At 67.0% G+C, this 26,949-nt stretch carries 26 protein-coding genes and 2 tRNA genes; 13 read left to right on the forward strand and 15 right to left on the reverse strand.

Annotated elements, in window-relative coordinates; genetic code table 11:
* Window positions 1-3: 3 nt before the first annotated feature.
* Window positions 4-1,848 carry a DEAD/DEAH box helicase gene (locus tag ASF63_RS03930; RefSeq protein WP_056509777.1) on the reverse strand — a complete coding sequence of 615 codons (1,845 nt, stop codon included), beginning with the start codon at window positions 1,846-1,848 and terminating at the stop codon, window positions 4-6.
* A gap of 47 nt (window positions 1,849-1,895) precedes the next feature.
* Window positions 1,896-3,596 (reverse strand): long-chain-fatty-acid--CoA ligase, encoded by a 1,701-nt coding sequence (locus ASF63_RS03935; RefSeq protein WP_056509778.1) that lies wholly within the window; start codon window positions 3,594-3,596, stop codon window positions 1,896-1,898.
* A 68-nt stretch (window positions 3,597-3,664) separates the two neighbouring features.
* Between ASF63_RS03935 and gatC the strand changes: the two genes are divergently transcribed.
* Genes gatC through ASF63_RS03965 form a run of 6 tightly spaced genes read left to right on the forward strand, consistent with a single transcriptional unit; the run spans window position 3,665 to window position 9,216 of the window.
* Window positions 3,665-3,964 carry an Asp-tRNA(Asn)/Glu-tRNA(Gln) amidotransferase subunit GatC gene (gene gatC / locus ASF63_RS03940; protein ID WP_042536743.1) on the forward strand — a complete coding sequence of 100 codons (300 nt, stop codon included), beginning with the start codon at window positions 3,665-3,667 and terminating at the stop codon, window positions 3,962-3,964.
* A complete protein-coding gene (gene gatA / locus ASF63_RS03945; RefSeq protein WP_056509780.1) occupies window positions 3,961-5,478 on the forward strand; it encodes an Asp-tRNA(Asn)/Glu-tRNA(Gln) amidotransferase subunit GatA in 1,518 nt (505 codons plus the stop codon). The genes gatC and gatA overlap by 4 nt, the downstream gene beginning before the upstream one ends.
* Window positions 5,478-6,992, forward strand: coding sequence for an Asp-tRNA(Asn)/Glu-tRNA(Gln) amidotransferase subunit GatB (gene gatB, locus ASF63_RS03950; protein ID WP_056509782.1), 1,515 nt, complete (start codon window positions 5,478-5,480; stop codon window positions 6,990-6,992). Before gatA ends, gatB begins: the two co-directional genes overlap by 1 nt.
* A 47-nt stretch (window positions 6,993-7,039) precedes the next feature.
* Window positions 7,040-8,296, forward strand: a complete 1,257-nt coding sequence (gene dinB, locus ASF63_RS03955) for a DNA polymerase IV (protein ID WP_056509784.1) — start codon at window positions 7,040-7,042, stop codon at window positions 8,294-8,296.
* Between the two features lie 37 nt (window positions 8,297-8,333).
* On the forward strand, window positions 8,334-8,651 hold the full coding sequence (locus ASF63_RS03960) for a hypothetical protein (protein WP_056509786.1): 318 nt from the start codon (window positions 8,334-8,336) through the stop codon (window positions 8,649-8,651).
* Window positions 8,635-9,216 carry a hypothetical protein gene (locus ASF63_RS03965; RefSeq protein WP_082477812.1) on the forward strand — a complete coding sequence of 194 codons (582 nt, stop codon included), beginning with the start codon at window positions 8,635-8,637 and terminating at the stop codon, window positions 9,214-9,216. The genes ASF63_RS03960 and ASF63_RS03965 overlap by 17 nt, the downstream gene beginning before the upstream one ends.
* Window positions 9,217-9,220: 4 nt before the next feature.
* Here the strand turns inward: ASF63_RS03965 and ASF63_RS03970 are convergent, their stop codons facing one another.
* The 7 genes from ASF63_RS03970 to orn form a co-directional block, all read right to left on the reverse strand.
* The gene (locus ASF63_RS03970) at window positions 9,221-9,712 is read right to left on the reverse strand and encodes a DUF2017 family protein (RefSeq protein WP_056509788.1); all 492 of its coding nucleotides are present in this window, start codon (window positions 9,710-9,712) and stop codon (window positions 9,221-9,223) included.
* Entirely contained in the window at window positions 9,709-10,002 is a 294-nt protein-coding gene (gene clpS / locus ASF63_RS03975; RefSeq protein ID WP_056510235.1) for an ATP-dependent Clp protease adapter ClpS, read from the reverse strand. Before clpS ends, ASF63_RS03970 begins: the two co-directional genes overlap by 4 nt.
* The gene (locus ASF63_RS03980; RefSeq protein ID WP_056509790.1) at window positions 9,999-10,346 is read right to left on the reverse strand and encodes a metallopeptidase family protein; all 348 of its coding nucleotides are present in this window, start codon (window positions 10,344-10,346) and stop codon (window positions 9,999-10,001) included. The genes clpS and ASF63_RS03980 overlap by 4 nt, the downstream gene beginning before the upstream one ends.
* A 36-nt stretch (window positions 10,347-10,382) precedes the next feature.
* A complete protein-coding gene (locus ASF63_RS03985; RefSeq protein ID WP_056307858.1) occupies window positions 10,383-11,012 on the reverse strand; it encodes a LysE family transporter in 630 nt (209 codons plus the stop codon).
* A 35-nt stretch (window positions 11,013-11,047) separates the two neighbouring features.
* Window positions 11,048-13,138, reverse strand: a complete 2,091-nt coding sequence (locus ASF63_RS03990; RefSeq protein ID WP_056509792.1) for a heavy metal translocating P-type ATPase — start codon at window positions 13,136-13,138, stop codon at window positions 11,048-11,050.
* A gap of 117 nt (window positions 13,139-13,255) precedes the next feature.
* Window positions 13,256-13,331, reverse strand: a tRNA-His gene (locus tag ASF63_RS03995).
* A gap of 36 nt (window positions 13,332-13,367) precedes the next feature.
* The gene (orn, locus tag ASF63_RS04000; protein ID WP_056509794.1) at window positions 13,368-13,994 is read right to left on the reverse strand and encodes an oligoribonuclease; all 627 of its coding nucleotides are present in this window, start codon (window positions 13,992-13,994) and stop codon (window positions 13,368-13,370) included.
* A 59-nt stretch (window positions 13,995-14,053) separates the two neighbouring features.
* On the opposite strand from orn, the gene ASF63_RS04005 reads away from it, so the two are divergent.
* Window positions 14,054-14,126, forward strand: a tRNA-Arg gene (locus tag ASF63_RS04005).
* Window positions 14,127-14,150: 24 nt separating this feature from the next.
* On the opposite strand, the gene ASF63_RS04010 is transcribed toward ASF63_RS04005, so the two are convergent.
* Entirely contained in the window at window positions 14,151-14,420 is a 270-nt protein-coding gene (locus tag ASF63_RS04010) for a hypothetical protein (RefSeq protein ID WP_056307853.1), read from the reverse strand.
* A 207-nt stretch (window positions 14,421-14,627) separates the two neighbouring features.
* On the opposite strand from ASF63_RS04010, the gene ASF63_RS19395 reads away from it, so the two are divergent.
* The 4 genes from ASF63_RS19395 (at window position 14,628) to ASF63_RS04030 (ending at window position 18,042) form a co-directional block, all read left to right on the forward strand.
* Complete coding sequence (locus tag ASF63_RS19395) at window positions 14,628-15,164, forward strand: single-stranded DNA-binding protein (RefSeq protein WP_082477813.1); 537 nt, start codon at window positions 14,628-14,630, stop codon at window positions 15,162-15,164.
* Window positions 15,165-15,246: 82 nt separating this feature from the next.
* A complete protein-coding gene (locus ASF63_RS19280) occupies window positions 15,247-15,744 on the forward strand; it encodes a DUF6993 domain-containing protein (RefSeq protein WP_200933963.1) in 498 nt (165 codons plus the stop codon).
* A 122-nt stretch (window positions 15,745-15,866) separates the two neighbouring features.
* Entirely contained in the window at window positions 15,867-17,546 is a 1,680-nt protein-coding gene (gene ettA / locus ASF63_RS04025) for an energy-dependent translational throttle protein EttA (protein WP_056509796.1), read from the forward strand.
* 7 nt (window positions 17,547-17,553) lie between these two features.
* Window positions 17,554-18,042 carry an acyl-CoA thioesterase gene (locus ASF63_RS04030; RefSeq protein WP_056509797.1) on the forward strand — a complete coding sequence of 163 codons (489 nt, stop codon included), beginning with the start codon at window positions 17,554-17,556 and terminating at the stop codon, window positions 18,040-18,042.
* Between the two features lie 118 nt (window positions 18,043-18,160).
* Here the strand turns inward: ASF63_RS04030 and ASF63_RS04035 are convergent, their stop codons facing one another.
* A complete protein-coding gene (locus tag ASF63_RS04035) occupies window positions 18,161-19,048 on the reverse strand; it encodes an acyl-CoA thioesterase (RefSeq protein ID WP_056509799.1) in 888 nt (295 codons plus the stop codon).
* 51 nt (window positions 19,049-19,099) lie between these two features.
* Here ASF63_RS04035 and ASF63_RS04040 point away from each other — a divergent pair, with 51 nt between their 5' ends.
* The gene (locus tag ASF63_RS04040; RefSeq protein ID WP_056509801.1) at window positions 19,100-19,765 is read left to right on the forward strand and encodes a hypothetical protein; all 666 of its coding nucleotides are present in this window, start codon (window positions 19,100-19,102) and stop codon (window positions 19,763-19,765) included.
* 46 nt (window positions 19,766-19,811) lie between these two features.
* On the opposite strand, the gene ASF63_RS04045 is transcribed toward ASF63_RS04040, so the two are convergent.
* From ASF63_RS04045 to pepN, 4 genes are all read right to left on the reverse strand, one after another.
* Window positions 19,812-21,470, reverse strand: coding sequence for an FAD-binding dehydrogenase (locus ASF63_RS04045; protein WP_056509803.1), 1,659 nt, complete (start codon window positions 21,468-21,470; stop codon window positions 19,812-19,814).
* Window positions 21,467-21,916: a globin gene (locus ASF63_RS04050; RefSeq protein ID WP_056509805.1), complete on the reverse strand. Its 450-nt coding sequence runs from the start codon at window positions 21,914-21,916 to the stop codon at window positions 21,467-21,469. Before ASF63_RS04050 ends, ASF63_RS04045 begins: the two co-directional genes overlap by 4 nt.
* Window positions 21,913-22,986, reverse strand: a complete 1,074-nt coding sequence (locus tag ASF63_RS04055) for a mechanosensitive ion channel family protein (RefSeq protein WP_056509807.1) — start codon at window positions 22,984-22,986, stop codon at window positions 21,913-21,915. Before ASF63_RS04055 ends, ASF63_RS04050 begins: the two co-directional genes overlap by 4 nt.
* Before the next feature lie 73 nt (window positions 22,987-23,059).
* Window positions 23,060-25,612, reverse strand: a complete 2,553-nt coding sequence (gene pepN / locus ASF63_RS04060) for an aminopeptidase N (protein WP_056509809.1) — start codon at window positions 25,610-25,612, stop codon at window positions 23,060-23,062.
* A 124-nt stretch (window positions 25,613-25,736) separates the two neighbouring features.
* Here pepN and ASF63_RS04065 point away from each other — a divergent pair, with 124 nt between their 5' ends.
* On the forward strand, window positions 25,737-26,921 hold the full coding sequence (locus ASF63_RS04065; protein WP_056509811.1) for a ferrochelatase: 1,185 nt from the start codon (window positions 25,737-25,739) through the stop codon (window positions 26,919-26,921).
* Window positions 26,922-26,949 lie beyond the last annotated feature (28 nt).

Here is a 26,949-nt window from a genome sequence, read left to right on the forward strand (position 1 = left end):
CTGTCAGTCCTTGTGCCGGGGCTTGCGGAACGGCTTCTCGCCTCGCTCGTCATTGCGAGCCGGGCGCTCGTCGCGGTCGTATCGCGGGCGGTCGTCGCGGCGGTCGAACCCACCACGGGCGCCGTCACGAGGACCGTCGTTGCGACGGGCTCCCGGTCCGCGGTCGGGCTTGATCTCGATCAGGCGACCCGAGATGCGGGTGTCCTTCAGCTTGTCCAGCACCGATGAGTCGAGGTTCGCGGGCAGTTCGACGACGGTGAAGTCCGGGCGGATGTTGATGGCGCCGAAGTCGTCACGGCCGAGACCGCCCTCGTTCGCGAGCGCGCCGACGATCTGGCGGGGCTCGACACGGTGACGACGGCCGACCTCGATGCGGTACGGCTTGTAGTCGCCGCGCCCACGACGCTCGCGAGGCTCGCGCGTCTCGCGACGATCGCCCTTGCTGTTCTCACGCGGCGGTCGGTTGTCGTACTCGACGGCCTTCGACAGCGGGTCATCTGCCGGGTCGAGCAGGAGCGGAGTGTCGCCCTGCGCGACGACCGCGAGAGCAGCGGCCACGTCGGCCTCGGGCACGTCGTGATTGCGCACGTAATGGTCGATGACGTCGCGGAACTTCTCGATCCGTGCGGCGTCGCCGAGAGCCGCCGTGATCGCGTCGTCGAACCTGGTGAGACGTGTGGTGTTCACATCGTCCAGGGTCGGCAGCTGCATCTGCGTGGGCTGCTGACGCGTGGCCTTCTCGATGGACTTGAGCAGGTAGCGCTCGCGCGGCGTGATGAAGCTGATCGCATCTCCGCTGCGGCCGGCACGACCCGTGCGACCGATGCGGTGCACATAGGACTCTGTGTCGGTGGGGATGTCGAAGTTGACGACGTGGCTGATTCGCTCGACGTCGAGCCCACGAGCGGCGACGTCGGTCGCCACGAGGATGTCGAGCTTGCTCGCCTTGAGCTGGTTGACGCTGCGCTCGCGCTGCACCTGGGGGACATCGCCGTTGATCGCCGCGGCGGAGTACCCGCGGGCACGCAGCTTCTCGGCGAGCGTCTCGGTCTCGTTCTTCGTACGGACGAATACGATCATGCCGTCGAAGTTCTCGACCTCGAGGATCCGGGTGAGTGCGTCGACCTTCTGCGCATACGACACCACGAGGTAGCGCTGGGTGATGTTCGTGCCGGTCGCGGTCTTCGACTTGATGCTGATCTCTTCGGGCTCGCGCAGGTACTTCTGCGCCAGACGACGGATCTGCGGGGGCATGGTGGCCGAGAACAGGGCGACCTGCTTCTCTTCGGGCGTCTGCGCGAGGATCTGCTCGACGTCTTCCGCGAAGCCCATCTTCAGCATCTCGTCGGCCTCGTCGAGCACCAGGTACTGCAGCTGGGAGAGGTCGAGGGTGCCCTTGGCAAGGTGGTCCATGATGCGGCCGGGGGTTCCGACGATCACGTGCACGCCACGGCGGAGAGCCGACAGCTGCACGCCGTAGCCCTGTCCGCCGTAGACGGGGAGGACGTGAACGCCCTTCATCTTCGAGGCGTACGACTCGAATGCCTCGCAGACCTGCAGAGCGAGTTCACGGGTCGGTGCGAGCACGAGGGCCTGCGGGGTCTTCTGCGATACGTCGAGGCGCTCCAGCACGGGCAGCGCGAAGGCCGCGGTCTTTCCCGTTCCGGTCTGCGCCATGCCGACGACATCGCGACCCGAGAGCAGGGTCGGGATCGTGGCGGCTTGAATGGGGGAGGGGGTCTCGTAGCCGAGGTCCTTGATGGCCTTGAGGACGGGGCCGGTGATGCCGAGCTCCTCGAATCCAGGGGTCTCGGGGGCGTCGGTGGGCACAGCGTCTTCAGGAGTCACTGACCAAGGGTAGCGCTTCCCGCGTTTCGGCGCCTGTGAGGGCGCCCTCAGGAGTCGGTGGTGAGGGCCAGGAGCTTCTCTCTGACCTGTCTCCTGAGAACCTTGCCGATCAGCGACTTCGGCAGTTCATCGACGACGAACACCCGGCGAGGCACCTTGTAGGGAGTGAGGATGCTGCGCGCGTAGTCACGAATCGCCTCGACATCGACGTCCGATCCGCCGTCCACGACGATCGCCGCGACGACCTCTTCACCGGAATGCTCGCTCGGAAGCCCGACGACCGCGGCATCGACGACCTGCGGATGCTGTCGGAGCGCATTCTCGACCTCGGTGGGGGCGACGTTGAAGCCGCCGGTGATGATGAGCTCCTTGATGCGGTCGACGATGCGGATGAAGCCCGCGTCGTCGACGGTGACGATGTCGCCCGTGCGGAACCATCCGTCCACGAACACGGCCTCGGTCTCCTCCGGCTTTCCGTAGTAGCCGGAGAACACTTGGGGCCCGCGCACCAGGAGCTCGCCCGCGGAGCCCGCGGGGACGTCGACGCTCGGGTTTTCAGGGTCGACGACGCGGCATTCCGTGCCGGGGAGGGGGAGACCGACGGTTCCCGGTACGCGGTTGTCTGCGACCGGGTTGGCCATCAGGATCGGCGAGCACTCGCTGAGTCCATAACCTTCTACGAGGAATCCGTTCGTCGCCGCCTCGAACGGGACGACCAGTTCATGCGGCAACGCCATCGCGCCGGAGATCGCGACCTCGATGCCGTCGAGCGAGACTCCCTTGGCGTTCGCGGCCGACAGCAGTCGGTCGGCGATCGGAGGGACCAGAGGCAGGAAGGTCGCGGGGTGCTTCTTCATCACATCGAGTACGAGATCGGGGTCGAACTTCGGGAAGAGCACGAGCCGCGCCCCCATGGACATCGCGAAGGTCAGGCAGAGCGTCAGACCGTAAGCGTGGAACATCGGCAGCACCGCGTAGACGACGCATCCCTCACCGCGGTGGATCGACGGCACCCAGGCCTGCGACTGCGCGGCATTCGCCAGCAGGTTGTGGTGCGTCAGAGCCGCGCCCTTCGGGGTGCCCGTGGTGCCGGAGGTGTACTGGATGATGGCGAGGTCGTCCGTGGTCGGCTTCGGGTGCGAGGCCGGGAGGGGAGTGGACTGCACCAGCGAATCCCAGGTGACTGTTCCCCGCACTCTTTCGGTGAGGGCCGCTCGCGACTCACGGGCCTTGGCGACCGGAAGTCGCAGAGCGACTCGCGTCAGGAGCGGCATCGCGCGAGTGACGTCCACGGAGATCAGGTTCGTCACCGCGAGATCGGTCGGAAACTCCTGCACAGTGGCAACGACCTTGTTCCATACGATCGCGTGCTTCGCGCCATGGTCCTCGAACTGCTTGCGCAGCTCGCGCGGCGTGTAGAGCGGATTGTGCTCGACCACGACGGCGCCCAGGCGCAGGACGGCGTAGAACGCCACGATGTGCTGCGGGCAGTTCGGAAGGACGATCGCGACCGGATCGCCGGCCCGCACGCCGAGGTCGCGGAGTCCCGCGGCGGCGCGGTCGATCGCCTCCTGCAGCTCCGAGTACGTCGTCTCCCGACCGAAGAACTGCAGCGCGGGGGCATCCGGGTAGTCGCGAGCGGATGCGGCGACGATGTCGACCAAGGATCCGGTCACGGGGGAGAGGTCTTCCGGGACGCCTTCGGCATAACTGGCGACCCACGGACGAGGGGGCTGATACGAGCTCACCCGCCCAGCATAGGGCTGGCATCGCCGGGCTGCAGGGACTCGGCGGGCACGGCAACTAGACTCGGGGTGTGTCTGAAATCACCCCTGATCTTGTGCGCCATCTCGGCGTGCTCGCGCGCATCCAGCTCAACGACGACGAGGTGACGAGGCTCACGGGCCAGCTCGACGCCATCGTCGACAACATCGCCAAGGTGTCGGAGGTCGCAAGCCCCGACGTCGCCGCGACGAGTCATCCGATCCCGCTGAGCAACGTCTACCGCCCCGACGTGGTGGGCGAGACCCTCACGCATGAGCAGGTGCTCCAGAATGCGCCGGACCAGGCGGACGGCCGGTTCCGCGTCACCGCGATCCTGGGAGAAGAGCAGTGAGCGACATCATCCGCATGACCGCGGCGCAGCTTGCGGACAAGCTCGCCAGCCGCGAGATCTCGAGCGTCGAGGCGACGCGCGCTCATCTCGACCGCATCGCCGCCGTCGACGGCGACGTCCATGCGTTCCTCCACATCAACGAGGGGGCGCTCGATGCCGCCGCGGCCGTCGACGCGCGACGTGCGGCGGGCGAGCATCTCGGACCGATCGCCGGTGTGCCGCTGGCGATCAAGGACGTGCTCGTCACGACCGACCAGCCGACCACGAGCGGTTCGCGCATCCTCGAGGGCTACCGTTCGCCGTATGACGCGACCGTCGTCGCCCGCTCGCGTGCCGCGGGTCTGATCCCGCTCGGCAAGACCAACATGGACGAGTTCGCGATGGGGTCCTCCACCGAGCACTCCGCCTACGGTCCCACCCGCAACCCGTGGGACCTCGACCGGATCCCCGGAGGTTCGGGCGGTGGCTCCGCAGCTGCGGTGGCCGCGTTCGAGGCGCCCCTGGCTCTCGGTTCCGACACGGGTGGCTCGATCCGCCAGCCCGCGCACGTGACCGGCACGGTGGGCGTGAAGCCGACATACGGCGGTGTGAGCCGCTACGGAGCGATCGCGCTGGCCTCGAGCCTCGATCAGGTCGGGCCCGTGACCCGTACGGTACTCGACGCCGGTCTGCTGCACGACGCGATCGGCGGCCACGACCCGAAGGACTCGACGTCGCTGCGCGACGAGTGGCCCTCGTTCGCGGATGCCGCGCGTGAGGGCGCCCGCGGCGACGTGCTCAAGGGGCTCAAGGTCGGTGTGATCCGCGAACTTCCCGACAGCGGCTTCCAGACAGGCGTGGCGGAGTCGTTCCGCAGCGCCCTCGCGCTGATGGAGGCGCAGGGAGCGGAGATCGTCGAGATCGGCGCACCGCACTTCGAGTACGGCGTGGCCGCGTACTACCTGATCCTCCCCGCCGAGGCGTCCAGCAACCTCGCGAAGTTCGACTCGGTGCGCTTCGGCCTCCGCGTCACCCCCGACGGCAACCCCACCGTCGAGGATGTCATGTCCGCGACGCGTGACGCCGGCTTCGGCGACGAGGTCAAGCGCCGCATCATCCTCGGCACCTACGCGCTGTCCGCCGGGTACTACGACGCCTACTACGGCAGCGCCCAGAAGGTTCGCACGCTCATCCAGCAGGACTTCGCGAACGCGTTCGCCGAGGTCGATGTCATCGCGACACCGTCGGCTCCGACGACCGCGTTCAAGCTCGGCGAGAAGATCGACGACCCGCTGCAGATGTACCTCAACGACATCACGACGATCCCGGTGAACCTCGCCGGTGTTCCCGGCATCTCGATCCCGAGCGGACTGGCCGCGGAAGACGGCCTCCCGGTCGGGATCCAGTTCATCGCCCCGGCACGGGAGGACGCGCGGCTCTACAAGGTCGGCGCGGCCGTGGAGACGCTGCTCGTCGATTCGTGGGGCGCACCGCTCCTCACTCGTGCACCCCAGCTCGCAGGAGGGACCCGCTGATGGCCACCGCCAAGCTCATGGACTTCGACAAGGCTCTCGAGATGTTCGAGCCCGTGCTCGGATTCGAGGTGCATGTCGAGCTCAACACGAACACGAAGATGTTCTCGGATGCGCCGAACCCGGCCAACGAGCTGTATCACGCGGCCGAGCCGAACACGCTGATCGCACCCGTCGACCTCGGGCTTCCGGGGTCTCTCCCCGTCGTCAACGAGACGGCGATCCGGTCGTCGATCAGCCTGGGCCTCGCGCTCGGCTGCTCGATCGCTCCGTCAAGCCGATTCGCGCGCAAGAACTACTTCTACCCGGACCTCGGCAAGAACTATCAGATCTCTCAGTACGACGAGCCGATCGCTTTCGAGGGAGAGGTCGAGGTCGAGCTCGAAGACGGCACGATCGTGCAGATCCCGATCGAGCGCGCGCACATGGAAGAGGACGCGGGCAAGCTCACCCACATGGGTGGGGCCACCGGCCGTATCCAGGGTGCCGAGTACTCGCTCGTCGACTACAACCGTGCGGGTGTGCCGCTCGTCGAGATCGTGACGAAGGTCATCTTCGGCACCGAGCACCGCGCTCCAGAGGTTGCCAAGGCCTATGTCGCGACGATCCGTGACATCGTGCGCAGCCTGGGGATCTCCGAGGCGCGTCTGGAGCGAGGCAACCTCCGCTGCGATGCCAACATCTCGCTGCGCCCGCGCGGTCAGGAGAAGCTCGGCACGCGCACTGAGACGAAGAACGTCAACTCCATGCGCTCGGTCGAGCGCGCGGTGCGATACGAGATCCAGCGTCAGGCGCAGATCCTCGCAGACGGTGGGACGATCACACAGGAGACGCGGCACTGGCACGAGGACACCGGAACGACCTCGCCCGGCCGTCCGAAGTCGGATGCCGACGACTATCGGTACTTCCCGGAGCCGGACCTGCTTCCTGTCGAGCCCGCCGCCGAGCTGATCGAGGCGTTGCGTGCGGAGCTCCCCGAGCAGCCCGTCGCCCGCCGTCGCCGTCTCATGACGGAGTGGGGTTTCACCGACCTGGAGTTCCAGGACGTGCGCAACGGCGGCCTGCTCGATGTCGTCGAAGAGACCATCAGCGCCGGGGCGACCCCTGCCACGGCACGCAAATGGTGGACCGGTGAGATCACTCGCCAGGCCAACGCGCAGGAGAAGGACGCCACCGAGCTGGTGTCACCCGCGAACGTCGCCGCGCTGCAGAAGCTCGTGGACGCCGGAACGCTCACGGACAAGCTTGCTCGTCAGGTGCTCGAGGGCGTCATTGCGGGCGAGGGCACGCCGCAGCAGGTCGTCGACAGTCGCGGACTCGCCGTCGTCTCGGATGACGGTGCGCTGATCGCCGCGATCGACGAGGCCCTCGCAGCACAGCCTGACGTGCTCGCGAAGATCAAGGACGGCAAGGTCCAGGCCGCCGGCGCCGTCATCGGTGCCGTGATGAAGGCGATGAAGGGCCAGGCGGACGCCGCCAGGGTCCGCGAACTCGTCCTCGAGCGCGCTGCGCAGTAACCGCATCCCCCGGGCCTCATGTCGGAGGTCCGGGGGAGAATGGTCTCATGGGACACGGTGACGGCAGAGGGCGCATCGTGTCGTCCGCCGATGCCGACGACACCGGCACCAGCATCCTGCACGTCGACATGGACGCGTTCTACGCGGCGGTCGAGGTGCTCGACGATCCCAGTCTTCGCGGGCTCCCGCTGATCATCGGGGCGCCCGATGGCCGCTCCGTCGTGTCGAGTGCCTCTTACGAAGCCCGTCGATACGGGGTCCGTGCGGCTATGCCGGTGTCCCAGGCGATCCGCCTGTGTCCGTCGGCGAGGATCGTACCGCCGCACTTCCACCGCTACCAGGCCGTATCGCGCCAGGTGATGTCGATCTTCGAATCGATCACTCCGTTGGTCGAGCCGCTGTCGGTCGACGAGGCGTTCCTCGACGTCCGTGGGGTCAGGCGGTTGTGGGGCAGCCCCGCGCAGATCGCCCGGCTCGTGCGCGAGCGGGTCAGCGACGAAGTGGGCATCACGTGCAGCGTCGGAGTGGCCGCCACGAAGCACGTCGCGAAGATGGCGTCGACGATCTCCAAGCCGGACGGCATGCTCGTCATCGCCGCATCCGACACCCAGGCGTTCCTCGACCCCCGACCCGTTCGGGCGATGTGGGGTGTAGGACCCAAGGCGGCCGAGGCTCTGGAAGGGCGCGGCATCCGCACGATCCGCGACATCCGCACGTCGTCGACCGAGATGCTCGATCGCGCGGTCGGCCCGGCGCTGAGCGCGCGCCTCGTGCAGCTCTCTCGGGGTGAGGACGCGCGGGCGGTCGAGACCGAGCGGGTCGAGAAGAGCATCGGTCACGAGGAGACGTTCGACACCGACATCTCGGATCGCGCCTTCCTGCGGGCAGAGCTCCTCAGGCTCGCCGATCGCGTCGCGGCGCGGCTGAGGAAGGCCGAGTGGGAGACCTCGACGGTCGCGATCAAGATCCGGTTCGACGACTTCCGTACGCTGAGCCGGTCGCAGACACTGGCCGAGCCGACCGCAGTCGGTCAGAGGATCGGCGAAGCGGCTCAGGCGCTGTTCGAGCAGATCGAGCGCCGCGACCCCGTGCGGCTCGTCGGCGTGCGTGCCGAGAAGCTCCGCCCCGCCGGCGGTGGAGGCATCGGCCTGTGGGACGACGACGAGGACTGGCGGCGCGTGGAGGGTGCTGTGGACGATGCGGTCGCGCGTTTCGGCTCATCCATGATCGGTCGGGCGAGGCACATCGGGCGAGGCCAAGGACGCGGTGCAGCGCAGCATCCGAAGGCGCATGGCCTGGATTGACCTCTCCGCATCGCCTTTCCTGGGCTAGCGTGGAGCCATGCCCAACATTGCACTGGAACTCGGAAAGCAGGCCGCGTCGTTCGGCGTGAAGAGCGCGTACGGAGAGCCGCAGGACGTCGACGGCGTGAGCATCACTCCGGTGGCCTTCACTTACTCGGGATTCGGCGGCGGAAGCGGTGACGGTGCTGAAGGCGGCGGTGGTGGCGGGATCTCCGTGCCGGTCGGCGTCTACGTGCGTCGCGAAGAGGGGCTTCGGTTCGAGCCCAACATCGTGACCCTGCTGGTCGTCGCTGTGCCCTTCGTCTGGGTCGCCGGACGAGCATTCTCTCGTATCATCCGTGCCCTCAAGAAGTGACGACCCCGTGGGGGCCGCGCTCGCGCGCGCCTCGACGCTGATCGTCGACGACATCCGCGCCCTCTCGGCTGCGAACCCTGTCGTCATCATCGACGGACGAAGCGGAGCGGGCAAGACGACGCTCGCGCGCATGCTGGTCGAGCGATGGCCGATCGTGGGGAGGGTGCAGCTGGTCGCCCTCGACTCGATCTATCCCGGCTGGGACGGCCTCCAGAGTGGAGTCGAGCATGCTCTCGACGGCATCCTCCGCCCGCACGGCCGCGGATACCTCGGGGAGTGGCGCCGCTGGGACTGGGAACGCGATGCCGAGGCCGAGAGCCACGCGGTGGACCCGGCGCTCGGAGTGCTGATCGAGGGCAGCGGAATCCTCACACCTGCGACAGCGGCGATCGCCGATGTTCGCGTCTGGCTCGAGTCCGCGGAACCTGGCCGCAAGGCACGCGCGCTGAATCGCGACGGCGAGACCTACCGCCCGCACTGGGATCGGTGGGCAGCGCAGGAGAAGGCTCACATCGCGCGGGATGATCCTCGAGCCCTCGCGACGCGTGTCGTCGAGATCCCCTGACGCCTCACAGCAGCTGGTCTGCCGCCTCGATGGTGAGCTCGAGGCGGTATCCGAGCCAGTCGTAGACACCGAACCGCGCGTCGTCAGGGTCATGGTCGTCGTCGCTCTCGATGCCGAGACGCTCCGCGATCACCAGACGCAACGCGGTGAGCGTGCGCAGCCAGGCATCGACATCGGACTGCCGGATCGCCAGGTCATGCTCCGTGAGCGCCTCGCCCTGAGACATGGAGTCCAGATCGCCGCGGAGGTCGGCGAGCGCTGCCCTGACCACATCGGCGTCGAGGGCGCGCCGGTCGAGCAGATCCTCGCGTGTCGCGTCGCTGAAGGAGCGCGACGCGTCTTCGTCGTCGGGGTACGGGTCGGGAGCCAGACGCCCGATGGCCGGATCGGTGGCATCGCGGTCGGCCCCCACCAGCTCGCGGAAGTCGTCGACGAGCTGTGCGAGCTGTGCGCCTTCCACTCTCGCCATCCGGACGTGCACCGTCAGCTCGGTCACCGTGCAGCCTTTCGCACCGTCGCCCAGAGGCCGTAGTCGTGCATCGCCTGGGCGTGCACTTCCATCGTCTCGCGGGGGCCCGTGGCGACGATGGCCTGGCCTTCGTGATGGACTGCGCGCATGAGCTGCGTCGCCCGTTCCAGCGAGTACCCGAAGTAGGTGCGGAAGACCCGAACGACGTAGCTCATCAGATTGACGGGGTCGTTCCACACGACGACCTCCCAAGGTTCGAGGGGCGCGGCCGTGAGTTCGACGATCTCTTCGACGTCAGGCGCGGCGAGGGGACTCATGCCCACCCCAGCTCGTGCAGCTGCGCGTCATCGATGCCGTAGAAGTGGGCGATCTCGTGGACAAGGGTGGTGTGGACCTCGTCGCGGAGTTCGTCTTCGTCCTCGCAGGCTGCGAGGTGCGGCTCGCGGTAGACGACGATCCGGTCGGGCAGCTCTCCGGAGCCGTACTGTGTGCGCTCGGTCAGCGCCAGGCCGTCGTACAGGCCGAGGAGGTCGAGGCTCCCGTCCTCAGGGCGGTCCTCGACGACGAAGACGACGTTCTCGAGTCCGTCGACCATCTCATCGGGTAGCCGGTCGAGCTCGTCGATCACGAGTTCTTCGAAGGGCGCAGCATCCATCTCCATCGGTTCCAGCCTATTGCCGCGAGCGCGGGCGCGGCGTCAGTGCAGGAACACCAGGAGCGCGGCGACCGCGATGAAGAGCGCACCGAAGACGCTGTTCAGGATCCGCTGCCCCTTGACCGACCGGGATAGGCGACGGAACGGACGGGCCGCGGTCGCGAAGAATCCCCACATCACGAGCACGTCGACCACCATGACCGTGACGATCAGGGTGAGGTATTGGGGCAGCTGGGGCTGGTCGAGGCGGATGAACTGGGGGATGAACGCGAGGAAGAAGACGATCGCCTTCGGATTGAGGAGGTTCACCCAGAAGCCCCGTCGGATCATGGACCAGTGGCCTTCGCGCAGATCGACACCGGTCTCGTCCTCGAGCTCTGCGGAAGCAGGCTTCGTCAGGATCAGTCGGATTCCGAGGAAGACGAGGTAGGCGGCTCCGGCGTATCGGATGACGTTGAACAGCACTTCGGATTGCGACACAACGAGGCCGAGCCCGGCCGCCACGATCACGACATGGACGATCAACGCGAGCTGCTGGCCCACGATGCCCCAGATCGATCGGCGCCACCCTTGGCTGAGCGCGTTCGACATCGTGTTGATCGCGCCGGCGCCCGGCGTGAAGCTGATCACCACACAGGCGGTCAGGAGCGAGAACCATACGGCGAGTGACACCTCGCAATACTAGGGCTCTCGCTCCATGCCGGCGCTCAGTCGGTCGCGGCGATGCTCGGAATGCCCAGATCGAGCCGGCGGAGCAGCTGCGCGTTCAGCGCTACGACGATCGTCGACAGAGACATCAGGACCGCGCCGACGGACATCGGGAGCACGAACCCGACGGGCGCGAGGGCGCCGGCGGCGAGAGGCACGGACAGCAGGTTGTAGCCGGCCGCCCACCACAGGTTCTGAGTCATCTTGCGGTACCCGGCCTTCGAGAGTTCGATGACCGAGATGACCGCACGAGGGTCGTCACCGGCGAGGATCACATCGGCGGACGCGATCGCGACGTCGGTTCCGGCGCCGATTGCCAGGCCTACATCGGCCTGGGCGAGTGCGGGTGCATCATTCACGCCGTCGCCCACCATCGCGACCTTCCTTCCCTCTGCCTGGAGCGCGCGGACTCTGGCTGCCTTGTCTTCCGGGCGCACACCGGCGAAGACCCGGTCGATCCCGACCCGCGCCGCGACGCTCTCCGCGACCGCCGATGCGTCGCCCGTGATCATCACGACGTCGATCCCGCGTGCGCGCAGCGCCTCGACGGCCGAGATCGATTCGGCGCGGATGTCGTCGGCGAGCTTCAGCGCACCGACGACGCGGTCGTCGACGAGGACATGCAGGATGATCGCGCCCTCGGTTCTCCACGCCTCGGCGATCGGAAGCTCGGCGGCATCGGTCTCCGCGAGCAGGTGCGGGCCACCGACCTGCACCCGTCGACCGTCGACGCGTGCGCTGACACCGACAGCAGGAGATGATCGGAAGTCCTCGGCATCGTGTATCTCGAGACGTCGATCTCCGGCGGCGTCCACGATCGCCCTCGCCAGCGGGTGCTCGGAGTCCTGCTCGGCCGCAGCCGCGAGCGAGATGATGTCGTCGGTTGTGAAGGGGGCGACGGGCTCGACGGCGGTGACCGCGGGAGTGCCCTTCGTGAGCGTTCCCGTCTTGTCGAAGAGAACGGTGTCGATCGTGCGCATGGTCTCGAGAGCCAAGCGGTCCTTCACGAGGATGCCGGCACGCGCCGCACGCTCGGTCGCGATCGAGACGACAAGGGGGATCGCGAGGCCCAGTGCGTGCGGGCACGCGATGACCAGCACGGTGATAGTTCGAATCACGGCTTCATCGGGCAACCCCACGGCAGACCAGACGACGGCCGTGATGGCGGCGGCCCCGAGCGCGAACCAGAAGAGCCATGCAGCGGCGCGGTCGGCGATCCGCTGCGCGCGAGATGAGGACGCCTGGGCGTCGGCGACCAGTCTCTGGATGCCGGCGAGCGCCGTGTCCGCACCGACGGCGGTGACCTCGACCCGGAGTCCCGAGTCGGTGGCCACGGTCCCTGCGACGACGGGGTCGCCGACGGTGCGAGCCACTGCCCGGGACTCGCCGGTGATCATGGACTCGTCAATGCTCGCGGCACCCTGGAGGATGCGCCCGTCGGCGGGCAGACGTGCGCCCGGTCGGATGACGACGACATCACCGATTCTGAGTTCGGCAGGGGAGACCCGCACGGTCTCACCGTTCTCGATGCGTTCGGCTTCGTCGGGAAGAAGGGCTGCCAGGGAGTCGAGCGCCGAGGTCGTCTGTGCCAGTGAGCGCATCTCGATCCAGTGGCCCAAGAGCATGATGACGATCAGCAGCGCCAGCTCCCACCAGAACTCCAGTTCATGGTGCAGCACGCCCAGACTCGCTCCCCACGACGCGAGGAAGGCGACGGTGATCGCGAGTCCTATCAGGAGCATCATCCCTGGCTTGCGGGTGCGGAGTTCACTCACTGCGCCGGTGAGGAAAGGTGCTCCGCCCCATACGTACATCAGGGTGCCGAGTGCGGGCGCCAGCCACCGCGCCCATTCCGGTACGTCGTACCCGATGATCATCCCGAACATCGGCGATGCGACGATCACGGGGATCGACACTATGAGCATGATCCAGAACAGCCGCCGGAATCCGGAGACGTGGTCTGCGTGCCCGGCGTGGGCGTCGTGCCCTGCGTGCCCTGGGTGGGCATCGTGCCCGGCATGAGCCGCGGTCGCCGTTGTGAAGTCGTGAGAAGACTGATCGATCGGTGTCGATCCATCCGAGTGAATCATCTGCTTGTCCCTTCGGTGAGGTCACTGAAGTCAACCAGATACCCCTGGGGGGTATTCCGAGAAATCTACCGGGGACACAGAAGAGGCCCGAGTCTAGCGACTCGGACCTCTTCTGGATGGGGTGAGTAACGGGACTCGAACCCGCGACATCCGGCACCACAAGCCAGCGCTCTACCAGCTGAGCTATACCCACCATGCGCCAACCGGAGTTGGCGACCAGATGAGTCTATTACATGTTCGGAGCGAACTCTGACACGGTGCGCGTCGCGATGTCGCGAGCGTCATCGCTCGACGGGCCCGGCTCGTCGACGAAGACGGCCTCGCGGTAGTAGCGCAGCTCACGGATCGATTCGAGGATGTCGGCCAGGGCTCGGTGGCCGCCGTCCTTCGCGGGCGCCTGGAAGAACACCCGCGGATACCACCGGCGGGAGAGCTCCTTGATGCTCGAGACATCGACGTTGCGGTAATGGAGCCACTGGTCGACCTGCGGCATGTACTTGGCGAGGAACATCCGATCGGTGCCGATCGTGTTGCCGGCGAGCGGCGCCTTGCGCTCCAGAGGAGCGAATCGCTTGATGTACTCGAGTGTCTGCTTTTCGGCCTCGGCGAGCGAGACGCCGTCGGGGATCTCGGTGATGAGTCCCGAGGTCTCATGCATCTTGGTGACGAAGTCGTTCATGTTCTCGAGCGCCGCGTCGCTGGGACGGATGACGACCTGGAAGCCCGCATCGACGGGGTTCAACTCGAAATCGGTGATGACGACGGCGATCTCGACGAGCTCATCGACTGAGAGATCCAACCCGGTCATCTCGCAATCGATCCAGACGAGGCGGTCGTTCTCTGACGCAGATACCATGTGGCCATACTATCGACGGCACCGACATCGGAGCCCGGCGCGGTACGGTAGAACTGCCCGCCTCCGTAGCTCAGGGGATAGAGCAGGAGCCTTCTAATCTCTTGGTCGCAGGTTCGAATCCTGCCGGGGGCACCGCAAATCGGACGATGTCCGTCGTCAGCCGTTCCGCAGGGCGGCGACGGCGTCGTCGGCCCTCCAGAAGTCGCCGACCAGTCGAAATGACGCTGTGGCGAGGTGCAGTCGCTCTGCGCGGTATCGCATACCGAGAGGATCGGGGAGAAGGCGGAGGTGGCCGAGGACGCGGCCTCTGACGTCCTGCACCCGCCACAGGTGGGCTGAGGCGCGCACGAGATGCTCCTTCGGCGATGACAGACGAGGCGTGGCGTACGGGACCTCGGGCAGGGACGTGATCTGAGTGTCGGACATCGGTGGCTCCTTTCGTGGATCGAACATATGACCGACCACCGACATTGCCGTCCCCGGTTCGCCGGCTTCCGATCGTCCACTCTTTCTGCACGGCGGCTCATGAGGTGGTGTTGTGCACTATCACCGCGCTGCGGGTGTCGGCAGCGAGGTCGCAGGCCCCACTCTGGAGCGACCCGGGCATGTGTCCCGGTGCACAGAGGAGAGAACATGCACGACACAGTCACCATCGTCGGTAACGTCGCCACCGACCCCACGCAGGGTCGGACAGCCAGTGGCGTCACCGTCACGAACTTCCGATTGGCGAGTACTCATCGCCGCTTCGATGACGCGACCCAGACATGGGTCGACGTCGCGACAAACTGGTATTCAGTCGCTGCGTTTCGCCAGCTCGGGGAGCACGCGAAAGCGTCGTTGCGTTCAGGAGACAGCGTCATCGTGACAGGGAGGATGAAGATCCGCGCCTGGGAGAACAACGGAAAACAGGGCACGAGCGTCGATATCGATGCGGATGCGATCGGCCATGATCTCCGCTGGGGCACCACCGCCTATCGCCGCAGCACACGCTCGACGCCGGAGTCGCCCGCGAGGAGCAACGGCGGGGGCATCGTGGACGACGATCCGTCCGCAACGTCCCCCGTCGAGACGGGGGACATCGACACGGCCTGGGCCGATAGGGATGCACAGCCGGAGGCTGACGGGGCGCATGCCCGGCAGTCGGTTGATTCAGCGAGTCTCACGTACTGACAGGAGCTCGCGATCGCGATCGCGGGTAGAGCGTCCGCGCCGACGTGCACTGCGTGGGGGAGTCCGACCGTAGACTCGGGGCGTGCTTCGACGACCGGACTCCTCTGCATCGCGTGCGGCGATCGCGACAGGCGCGGCGGCATCGCTGATCCTGCTGCTGACCTCGTGCGGTCCCACCGCATCCCCGACGCCTACGCCTACGGACGCCGGCGTGTCGCCGGGATCGACGGAAAGCCCCGCAGCGCCCACGTTCGTCGCGGACGGCACAGCGGAGGACAACCTGCCGCTCTTCGCGGCCGTGACGGAACAGGTGTGGGCCTCCGGTCAGAACGTATCGGGCCGTGCCTACATCGACGCGCTCATCGCCTCAGGTTTCGATCGTGCGGCGATGCAGGTGACTCAGGATGTGACGACGGTCGGCAACCCCGCCGAGAGCATTCAGTTCTCCGTGCGATGGGGTGACACCGATTGTCTCGTGGGGCAGGTCGGGCCGTCGACGGGCGCACCCGTGACGGCGGTGATGCCGCAGCTGGCGGAGGGACGCTGTCTGGTCGGTGCCACGCGTGCGATCGACTGGTGATCACGGGGCGTCCGCTCGGATCCCGACCGTTCGCGATATCAGAGCTCGTCTCGACGGCGGCGGGCACAGAGGCCGGTAGGCTGGAGTGTCGATCTTCGACGCCAACAGAAGGAGCTTTTTCGGTGGCTGAGTACATCTACTCGATGGTTCGTGCGCGCAAGGCGGTGGGTGACAAACTCATCCTCGACGACGTCACTATGGCTTTCCTCCCCGGTGCCAAGATCGGCATGGTGGGCCCGAACGGCGCCGGTAAGTCGACGATCCTCAAGATCATGGCGGGCATGGACACGCCCTCGAACGGCGAGGCGAAGCTCTCCCCGGGGTTCTCGGTCGGAATCCTCATGCAGGAGCCGGAGCTCGATGAGACCAAGACGGTCATCGAGAACATCCAGGACGGCATCGCGATCAAGGCGAAGGTCGACCGTTTCAACGAGATCTCCATGCTGATGGCCGACCCGGACGCGGACTTCGACTCGCTGCTCGCCGAGATGGGCACCCTGCAGGAGGAGATCGACGCCGCTGATGGCTGGGACCTCGATTCGCAGCTCGAGCAGGCCATGGACGCGCTTCGCACACCTCCGGGAGACGCCGCGATCGCGCCGCTCTCCGGAGGAGAGAAGCGCCGTGTCGCGCTGGCGAAGCTGCTTCTCCAGAAGCCGGATCTGCTTCTGCTCGATGAGCCGACCAACCACCTCGACGCCGAGAGCGTGCTCTGGCTCGAGCAGCACCTGCAGGCCTACAAGGGCGCCGTCATCGCGATCACCCACGACCGGTACTTCCTCGACCACGTCGCCGAGTGGATCGCCGAGGTCGACCGTGGCCGCCTGATCGGCTACGAGGGCAACTACTCGACGTACCTGGAGAAGAAGGGCGAACGCCTCGAGGTCCAGGGCAAGAAGGACGCCAAGCTCGCCAAGCGCCTCAAGGAGGAGCTGGAGTGGGTTCGGTCCAGCGCGAAGGGTCGTCAGACCAAGTCCAAGGCTCGTCTCGCGCGCTACGAGGAGATGGCGACCGAGGCGGAGCGGACCAGGAAGCTCGACTTCGAGGAGATCCAGATCCCCGCGGGTCCGCGCCTCGGAAGCATCGTGATCGACGCCAAGAAGCTGCAGAAGGGTTTCGACGGACGTTCGCTCATCGACGGTCTCAGCTTCAGCCTGCCGCCGAACGGCATCGTCGGCGTCATCGGCCCGAACGGTGTCGGTAAGACGACTCTGTTCAAGACGATCGTCGGCCTCGAGCCGCTCGACGGCGGTGACCTCAAGATCGGCGAGACGGTCAAGATCAGCTACGTCGACCAGTCGCGCTCGAACATCGACCCCGACAAGACGTTGTGGGAGGTCGTGTCAGACGGGCTCGACTTCATCACGGTCGGCAAGACCGAGATCCCCTCGCGGGCATACGTCTCGAAGTTCGGCTTCAAGGGTCCGGATCAGCAGAAGAAGGCGGGCGTGCTCTCCGGTGGTGAGCGCAACCGTCTGAACCTCGCTCTCACGCTCAAGGAGGGCGGCAACCTCCTCCTCCTCGACGAGCCCACCAACGACCTCGACGTCGAGACCCTGAGTTCGCTGGAGAACGCGCTCCTCGAGTTCCCCGGCTGCGCCGTGGTCATCACTCACGACCGGTGGTTCCTCGACCGGATCGCGACGCACATCCTTGCGTACGAGGGCACCGACGAGAAGCCCGACCAGTGGTACTGGTTCGAGGGCAACTTCGAGGCGTACGAGGAGAACAAGATCCAGCGCCTCGGTGCTGACGCCGCCAAGCCGCATCGTTCGACGCACCGCAAGCTCACGCGCGACTGAGCCGAGAATGTCCGACCTGACACCGGGGCCCCGCCTGCACATTCCGATCCACCTCCGCTGGGGCGATCTGGATGCGTTCAACCACGTCAACAACACCTCGATGCTCAAGCTCCTCGAGGAAGCGCGCGTGCGCGCGTTCTGGCGTGCGGGTCCCGGTGAACAGGCTCCGTCGACGGCGGTCCTCGACTCGGGACTCGACGAGGGGATACTCACGCTCATCGCGCGTCAGGAGATCGAGTATCTCGCCCCGGTGCCGTATCAGCGCCGGCCGCTCGAGGTGCAGATGTGGTTCGGCAAGCTCGGTGGCTCGAGCGTCGAGGTCTGCTACGAGGTGCACAACGATCCTGAGGCCGTGCCGCGCACGATCTACGCACGATCCACGGCGATCATCGTCCTCGTCGACGCGGCGACGGGCCGTCCGACGCGTCTCACACAGGAGATGCGTGATGCGTGGGAGCCGTTCGTCGGCGCCTCGATCGAGTACGCGCACCGCTGAGCGGCTCAGGCGACGTGGGTCGGCCGACTCGGATCGGTGGTCAGACCCGACCGAGCACACCATCTGAATCGCCGGTCTCAGCCCGGCTCGGGCGGTCGCCCCGTTCGAAACCTCGGCGTCAGTCCCGCGACGGGACCCTGACCATGATCTCCTGTGCGACCGAGGCGACCAGCTCGCCGGCCTGCGTGTAGATCCGGCCCTGTGCGAGGCCGCGTCCTCCCCGCGCATTGGGCGACTCCTGAAGGTACAGGAGCCATTCGTCCACGCGAGCCGGTCGATGCCACCACATCGCGTGGTCGAGGCTGGCGACTTTCAGGCCGGGGAGCGCCCAGTACGCGCCATGCGCGCGCAGGATGGACTCCTGAATGGTCATGTCGCTCAGGTATGCCAGAGCCGCCCGATGGATGCGCTGATCGTCGGGCAGCGGAGCGCGCAGTCGCATCCACACGGCCTGCTGCGGGACCCGTGCGTCGTCGCTCGGCAGAAAAAGCGGCGAATCGATGTGACGCACGTCGGCGGCTCGATCGCTCAGCATGCGGGCGGTTCCAGGAGGGAGCCCCTCGACACGCTGCTCGTCGGGCAGCAGGGAATCCGGCGACGGGACGCCTTCGGGCATCGCCACCGCATGCTCGACGCCGGGGTCGTCATCCTGGAAGGACGCGATCATCGAGAAGATCGGCACACCGTTCTGATACGCCTGCGAGCGACGGGTCGAGAACGAACGACCGTCGTGGATGCGGTCGACAGCGATCGTGATGCCCTGATCGGCATCGCCGGGGCGCAAGAAGTACCCGTGCATCGAATGCACCGCTCGGTCTTCGGGAAGAGTCCTCTCGGCGGCGAGCAGGCTCTGCGCGAGCACCTGACCGCCGTAGATGCGACCAGACGGCATCGCGTGCGACGACCCGGTGAAGATGTCCTCGGTCGTACGGGCCTGCGTCGAATCGAGATCCAGCACCTCCAGGAGCTGCTCGACAGTGCGGATCGCGTGTGCGTCGGCGGTCATGACTTCCTTCCCGCGACTGCGGATGCCGCTGGCGTTGCTAGTTTAGAGGGTGTGCCGCACCAGCTCCTTCTCGCCGATTCCGCCACGTCAAAAGACGTCCTGACCTTCCTCGGACGAGCGACGCGCATCTCCGACGAAGGCGTGCGACTTCAGGCGGCGAACGGGGTTCTCGCGCTGACAGGAGCCGCTCTCGCGCCCCACGGGCTGTTCGATCAGACCCCGACCGTGCTCGCGATGCGCATCGTCCAGGTCGATCCCGAGCTCGAGTGCGACGTCGTGGTGGCATCGCTCAGCCCGACCGCCGATGAGCGCGCGCTCACCTTCCCCGAGACCGGCCTTTCGCCCGCGTGGGCAGGAGTCGCCCCGCCGCGAGGCCAGTGGCAGGCGACATCGAGCCTCGCAGCATCCATGATCGCCCAGCGAGCGCAGTGGGGCATCAGCGCGGTCGCGCGAGGAGCGACACCGGGATCGGGAGAGGAAGCCGTCCGTGCCCTGCGCGCGGCGATCTGGGGTGCGCCCGATGAGGATCTCGGCGGGCTGCCGCGGGGAGTGGCGTTCGCTGCGGATGCCTTCGGCTTCATCTCCGGCGAAGAGGACGTGCCCGTCATGACGTCAGGGCGATGGACTCGTCTCGCCTTCCGCCGTGGTCACGTTCTCGCCCGCGGCCCCGTGGCCATCGGCCTCACGGCCGTGCGCGGCACCGGCGCGGCGGAGTAGCACCGACGAGCGACCCGTCGACCGGACCAGCGATCCGTCGACCGGATCAGCGCGCTGCAGCGCGGCCGGCCTGCCGACCCGAGAACAGGCATCCGCCGAGGAACGTGCCCTCGAGTGCTCGATACCCGTGGACACCGCCGCCTCCGAAGCCGCTCGCCTCACCAGCGGCGAAGAGCCCGGGGATGGGCTCACCGTCAGCGCCGAGCGCACGCCCGTCGAGATCGGTGTTGATCCCGCCGAGGGACTTCCTCGTGAGGACGTGCAGCTTGACCGCGACGAGAGGGCCTGCGGCCGGATCCTGCAGCCGGTGCGGCGCAGCGGTGCGGATCAGCTTGTCGCCCCGGTATCCGCGCATCGAGCGCAGCATCCCGATCTGCGCATCCTTGGTGAACTCGTTGTCCATCTCCCTGTCGCGAGCCACGACCTCACGGCGGACGTGATCGATGTCGAGCGACTCTCCGCCCGGGTGGCGGCTCATCTGCTCCAGTAGCGACTCGAGGTCGTTCTCGACGATGAAGTCCTCACCCTCGTCGAGGAAGGCCTGCACCGGCCCCGTGGGCCCCTTGGCGAGTCGCGACTTGAGCAGCAGCCCGACGTCCTTGCCCGTCAGGTCGGGATTCTGCTCGCTGCCCGAGAGCGCGAACTCCTTCTCGATAATCTGGCGCGACGTCACGAACCACGAGTGGTCGTGCCCGGTCGTGCGCAGGTGAGCCAGGGTGCCCAGAGTGTCGAACCCGGGGAACAGTGGGACAGGCAGTCGCTTTCCCGTCGCATCGAGCCAGAGCGAGGACGGCCCGGGGAGGATCCGGATACCGTGCGACGGCCACACCGGATCCCAGTTCTTGATGCCCTCGACGTAGTGCCACATGCGGTCGCCGTTGATGAGACGGGCTCCGACCGCTTCCGAGACGGCATGCATCGATCCGTCGACGTAGGCGGGCACACCTGTCAGCATCTGCTCGGGCGGAACGCCCAGACTCGCCGGCCAGGCCGCACGGACGAGGTCGTGGTTGCCGCCGATCCCGCCGGACGACACGATCGTCGCACCCGCGCTGATCTCGAAGTCGCCGATGACCGCGCGAGAGGTCTCGACCCCCCGAGCAGCCGGGGTGGATTCGAGGATGGTCCCGCGCGCACCGGTCACGGCCCCATCCGTCGTGATGAGTTCCGTCACCCGGTGGCGGGGGAGGATCGTGATATGCCCCTCGCGCTCACCCTGCTCGACGGCAGCGGCGAACGGGGCGACGACCCCTGGCCCCGTACCCCAGGTGATGTGGAAGCGAGGAACGGAGTTGCCGGGCCCCAGAGCGCCGTATCCACCGCGTTCCGCCCAGCCCACCACCGGGAAGAAGCTCACACCCCGTTCGCGCAGCCAGGCGCGCTTCTCGCCCGCGGCGAAATGCAGATACGCCTCGGCCCAGCGTCGTGGCCAGTCGTCTTCTGGGCGGTCGAAGGCGGCAGTGCCGAACCAGTCCTGCGTGGCGAGAGCGAGCGAGTCGCGAATGCCCATGCGACGCTGCTCGGGTGAATCGATGAAGAACAGGCCTCCGAACGACCACCACGCCTGGCCGCCGAGGTTCGTGCGCGGCTCCTGATCGATCAGGATCACGCGACGGCCGGCATCGAGCGCCTCCCCGGCGGCGACGAGCCCGGCGAGCCCCCATCCGATGACCAGGACGTCTGCAGACAGGGGCGTGTTCGTCATGTGCTCTCCGTTGATTCCTGACGTGATCGCGTCTCGAGCGTGGGGCGCCCGGCTGCGGAGGTGCCGATGCCTGACGGCTCGAATGTGTTCACCATGGCATACGCGGCGCGCTCGAGATAGTCCCACAGCGTGGATTCGTGGAGCGGCGACAACTGCGCTTCGTCCACCGCGGTCCGCATGTGACGAAGCCACCGATCGCGGGCGTCGGGATCGACATGGAAGGGCATGTGGCGCATCCGCAGACGAGGGTGGCCGCGCGTCTCGCCGTAGGTGGTCGGGCCGCCCCAGTACTGCTCGAGGAACATCAGCAGGCGCTCTTCGGCAGGGCCGAGGTCCTCCTCGGGATACATCGGCTTCAGGACCGGATCCGATGCCACCTCGCGGTAGAACACCGACACGATCTTCGCGAACGTCGCGCGACCGCCGACCTCGTCGTAGAAGGTCACTTCTGGGGGCTCCCGTCGTCATTCGTCTTCTTGCGTCGCCAGATTCCGCGGTCAGGGATGACGGGCACGCCCGTGACGGCATTCGGACGCGTCTTGGGCGGATTCGCGCCGCGCACGCGACGAGCGCCGTCGAGCCCGGTGGGGATCACGGTGGTCATGCTCGGGAAGGAGATCTCGTTCTCGAGGAGGGCCGTGCGCAGACGCTTGCGCAGTTCCTGTGCGACGTCATCCTTCGCATTGGCTCGGGCTTTGATGACCAGACGGACGACGAGAGCGTCACCATCGATCGACTCGAGGCCCCACAGCTCGGGCTTCTCGATGATGCGCGTGCGCCACTTCGGGTCCTTTGAGAGGCTCATCGCGGTGTCGAGCATGATCTTCTCGACGTTCTCGAGGTCCGAATCCACAGGGACGCCGAGATCGATGATCGCGCGCGCCCAGCCCTGCGACATGTTTCCGATACGTGTGACCTCGCCGTTGCGGACGTACCAGAGCGTGCCGTTGACGTCGCGGACCTGGGTGATGCGCACGCTGACGTACTCGACCACACCGGACGCGAGGCCGAGATCGACGACGTCGCCGATGCCGATCTGATCCTCGGCGACGATGAAGATGCCGTTGAGCACGTCTTTGACGATGTTCTGCGCGCCGAAACCGAGGCCGGCGCCGACGGCCGCCGTCAGCAGGGTGAGAGAGCCGAGAAGGGTCGGTGCCAGGTGATTGACCACGAGGACGATCGCGATCACCACGAGCATCACATTGACGATGTTCTGCAGGATCGTCCCAAGGGTTCGCGTGCGCTGCACCAGGCGCATGTCGGCGAGAGGCGACCGTTCGAGAGCTTGGGTGTCGTCGACGGCGGCCTTGTTCTTGGCGCTGTCGACGATGCGGTGCACGATACGTCGGATGACGACGCGGAGCGCCAGCGCGATCAGTACGCATCCCGCGATGATCGCGACCACGCCGAGTGCCTGGAGGCCGATGTCACGGAACACGGTGACAGCGTCCATCCACCAGTCGGGGAGCGTGACCTCAGCGGGATCAGGGTTTGATTCGAATGGCTGCATCATCCCCTCCAGAGTAGCGATCAGGCCTCTGTGCGGGCTGGACGCACCGCGCAGAGGCCTGATCGGGAGACGGGTCTCAGTCCTCGGCGTCGCGAGACTGTGCCGCGAGTGCACGCTCGACGTCGGCGAGGTTCTCGAGCACGAGGCGACGCAGCGCGGGGGCTGCGTCCTGGTGGGCGGAGAGCCACGCGCGCGTGGAGTCGCGGAGCTCGACGTCGGCGATCGCGGTCGGGAACAGGCCGACGACCAGGTACTGGGCGATCTGATACGTGCGCGATTCCCAGATCGGGATGAGCATGTCGAAGTACGCGGGGACGAACGCGCGCAGCGACTCCGCGCCCGCGGGGTGCACGAATCCGAGGGCCGCGGAACGCACGATCGTGTTCGGAGCGTCGTCGCGCTCGATCAGCGAGGCCCAGGCTGCCTTCTTCGACGCGCTGTCCGGCAGTGCGGCGCGCGCCTGAGCGGCGAACTCGCCGCCCTTCGCGGTGTTGTCGGACGAGAGCGCCGCGTCGATCGATGCGGCATCGGTGGCGCCGATGGTGGCGAGACCGACGAGGAGCTGCCAGTTGAGGTCGGCGTCGATCTCGAGCCCGGGGAGAGTCTCCTCACCTGACCGGAGTCGACCGATGATGCCGGCGTGATCCGGCGTGACCAGCGCGTTCGCGAAGGCAGTGACGAACTGCAGCTGGCTGTCGCTGCCGGACTCAGCGGCCTCGGCGAGCGCCCAGAGACCGTCTGCGACCTTCTGACGCGCCGCGAGACGCGTCTCGGGCGTGACGTACAGAGTCGCCGCCGTGCGGAGCTGCGCGAGCGTCGTGCGCACCGTCGTCGACTCGGTCTCTCGACCGATGTTGCCGAGCACGAGATCGATGTAGTCGGTCGCGGCGGTCTCGGCATCGCGCGTCTGGTCCCAGGCTGCGCCCCAGACGAGGGAACGGGCGAGAGGATCGCTGATGTCCGCGAGGTGCGCGATCGCCGTGGCGAGCGAGCGCTCGTCGAGGCGGATCTTCGCGTAGGCGAGGTCGTTGTCGTTGAGGAGCACGAGGTCGGGGCGCGCGATTCCGTGCAGCTCCGGAACCTCGGTGCGGTCGCCGTCGACGTCGACCTCGGCGTAGTGGCTGCGCACGAGCACGCCGTTCGTGAGGGTGTAGAAGCCGATCCCGAGGCGGTGCGGACGAATAGTCGGGTAATCGGCCGGCGCGGTCTGCGTGACGGCGAAGCGCGAGATCGTTCCGTCGGAGTCCTCGGCGATCACGGGTTCCAGCGTGTTGACGCCGGCGGTCTCGAGCCACTTCTTCGACCAGGTGCTGAGGTCGCGACCGCTGGTCGCCTCGAGCTCGACGAGCAGGTCGCTCAGCTCGGTGTTGCCCCACGAGTGCTTCTTGAAGTACTGCGAGACGCCCGCGAAGAACTCCTCGATGCCCACCCATGCGGCGAGCTGCTTGAGCACCGAGCCGCCCTTCGCGTAGGTGATGCCGTCGAAGTTGACCTGCACGTCCTCGAGGTCGTTGATCACCGCGGTGATCGGGTGCGTCGACGGCAGCTGATCCTGGCGGTACGCCCAGGTCTTCTCCATCGCGTTGAACGTCGTCCACGCCTCGGTCCACTCGGTGGCCTCGGCGGTGGCGATCGTGGAGGCCCACTCGGCGAACGACTCGTTCAGCCAGAGGTCGTTCCACCACTTCATCGTGACCAGGTCGCCGAACCACATGTGCGCGAGCTCGTGCAGGATCGTGACGACGCGACGCTCCTTGACGGCGTCGGTCACCTTGCTGCGGAACACGTACGTCTCGGTGAACGTCACGGCGCCCGCGTTCTCCATCGCGCCGGCGTTGAACTCGGGGACGAAGAGCTGGTCGTACTTGGCGAACGGGTAGGGAACGTCGAACTTGGACTCGTAATAGGCGAAGCCCTCACGGGTCTTGTCGAAGATGTAGTCGGCATCGAGGTGCTGCCACAGGCTCTTGCGACCGTAGACGCCGAGGGGGATCACGCGGCCGGACGCGCTGGTGAGCTCCGAGAACGTGGACTCGTAGGGACCTGCGACGAGGGCCGTGATGTACGAGGAGATGCGAGGAGTGGGCTCGAAACCCCATGTGGCGACCGTGTCGTCGTCGTGCACGATCGGTTCCGGGGTGGGGGAGTTGGAGACGACCTTCCAGGAGGCCGGTGCCGTCACCGTGAACTGGAACGTGGCTTTGAGGTCGGGCTGCTCGAACACTGCGAAGACGCGACGCGAGTCGGGAACCTCGAACTGCGAGTAGAGGTAGACCTCGCCGTCGACCGGGTCGACGAACCGGTGCAGGCCCTCTCCGGTGTTCGTGTACTCGCAGTCGGCGTCGACGACGAGGACGTTCTCTGCCTGCAGGCCGGCGAGGGCGATGCGCGAGTCGGCGAAGACCTCGTCGGGATCGAGCTGCTCGCCGTTCAGCGAGATCTCGCGGACCTCGCGGGCGATCAGGTCGATGAAGGTGAAGCTCTCCGGCGTCGCGGTGAAGCGCACGACGCTGCGGGAGCCGAAGACCTCGGCACCCTTCGTCAGGTCGAGCGAGACCTCGTACGACTGGGTGTCGACGAAGTCGCGGCGCTCCTGCGCTTCGATGCGGGTGAGGTTCTCTCCAGGCACAGCGGTACTCCCAGGGGTGAGGGGATGCTGCCGCAACCCAGCGCAGTTGGCGCCCACGGCAACCATGACAGCCTACGCCAGCACAGCGACCTGTCTCACTCTCGGAAGGTGAAAGAATGGGGAGGTGACCGCGATCGAGCCGAACACCGTCCTCTTTGCCTCTGCTGCTGCCGCTTCCGGTGCGCCCTACATCACGACCCCCGTCGCCTATGACGGCATCCTCCTCGCCGGATTCGGAGGACCGGAGGGCCAGGACGACGTGATCCCCTTCCTCCGCAACGTGACGAGAGGTCGAGGAATCCCCGACGAGCGTCTCGAGGAGGTCGCGCACCATTACCGTCACTTCGGGGGAGTGAGCCCGATCAACGGCCAGAACCGCATCCTCAAGGAAGCGCTCGAAGGGGAGCTCGCACGCCGCGGCATCGACCTGCCGGTGTACTGGGGCAATCGCAACTGGAGTCCCTACCTCGAAGAGGTCGTGACGGAAGCCGCGGCCGACGGCAAGACGACTCTCCTCGCCTTCGCCACCAGCGCCTACAGCTCGTTCTCGAGCTGCCGCCAGTACCGCGAGGACTTCGCGCGCGTCCTGGCGGACACGAACCTCGGCGAGACCGTGACGATCGACAAGATCCGTCCCTTCTACGACCATCCCGGCTTCGTGGAGTCGTTCGAGACCGGAGTTCGCGAGGCGGTCGAGGCTTTCCTCGGTCAGGGCATCGCCCCCGCCGAGATCCAGATCCTCTTCTCCACTCACAGCATTCCGACTGCGGATGCGGAGCGCTCCGGCGCTCGGGACATCGACTGGGGAGAGGGAGGCGCGTACGCCGCCCAGCATCTCGCCGTCGCCGCCTGGGTCATGGACCGGGTGCGCGCGAGCATCCCCGAAGCCGCGGACGTCGCGTGGGAGCTCGTGTACCAGTCCCGCTCCGGCCCCGCATCGCAGCCGTGGCTCGAGCCCGACGTGTGCGACGTGATCGGCGAGCTGCCCGAGCGTGGCCGCAAGGCCGTCGCCGTGGTTCCCGTCGGATTCATGAGCGATCACATGGAGGTCCTCTGGGACCTCGACACCGAGGCCGCCGAGGCTGCGGAAGAGGCGGGGCTCGCGTTCACGCGGACGCCGACCCCCGGGGTCGCACCGTCGTTCGTCACCGGCATCGTCGATCTGATCGTCGAGCGTCTCGAGGGCCGACCGAACGAGGAGCGACCGCATGTCACCGCGCTGCCCGGCGCCTTCGACGTGTGCCGCCCCGGGTGCTGCGAGAACGTGCGAGCGGGGTTCAAGCCCGCTGCGTCCGGTGTCGCCCCGTGATCACCCGCTGACCCTCGACGCTTCTAGG

The sequence above is a fragment of the Microbacterium sp. Leaf320 genome (assembly GCF_001423485.1).
Taxonomy (GTDB): domain Bacteria; phylum Actinomycetota; class Actinomycetes; order Actinomycetales; family Microbacteriaceae; genus Microbacterium.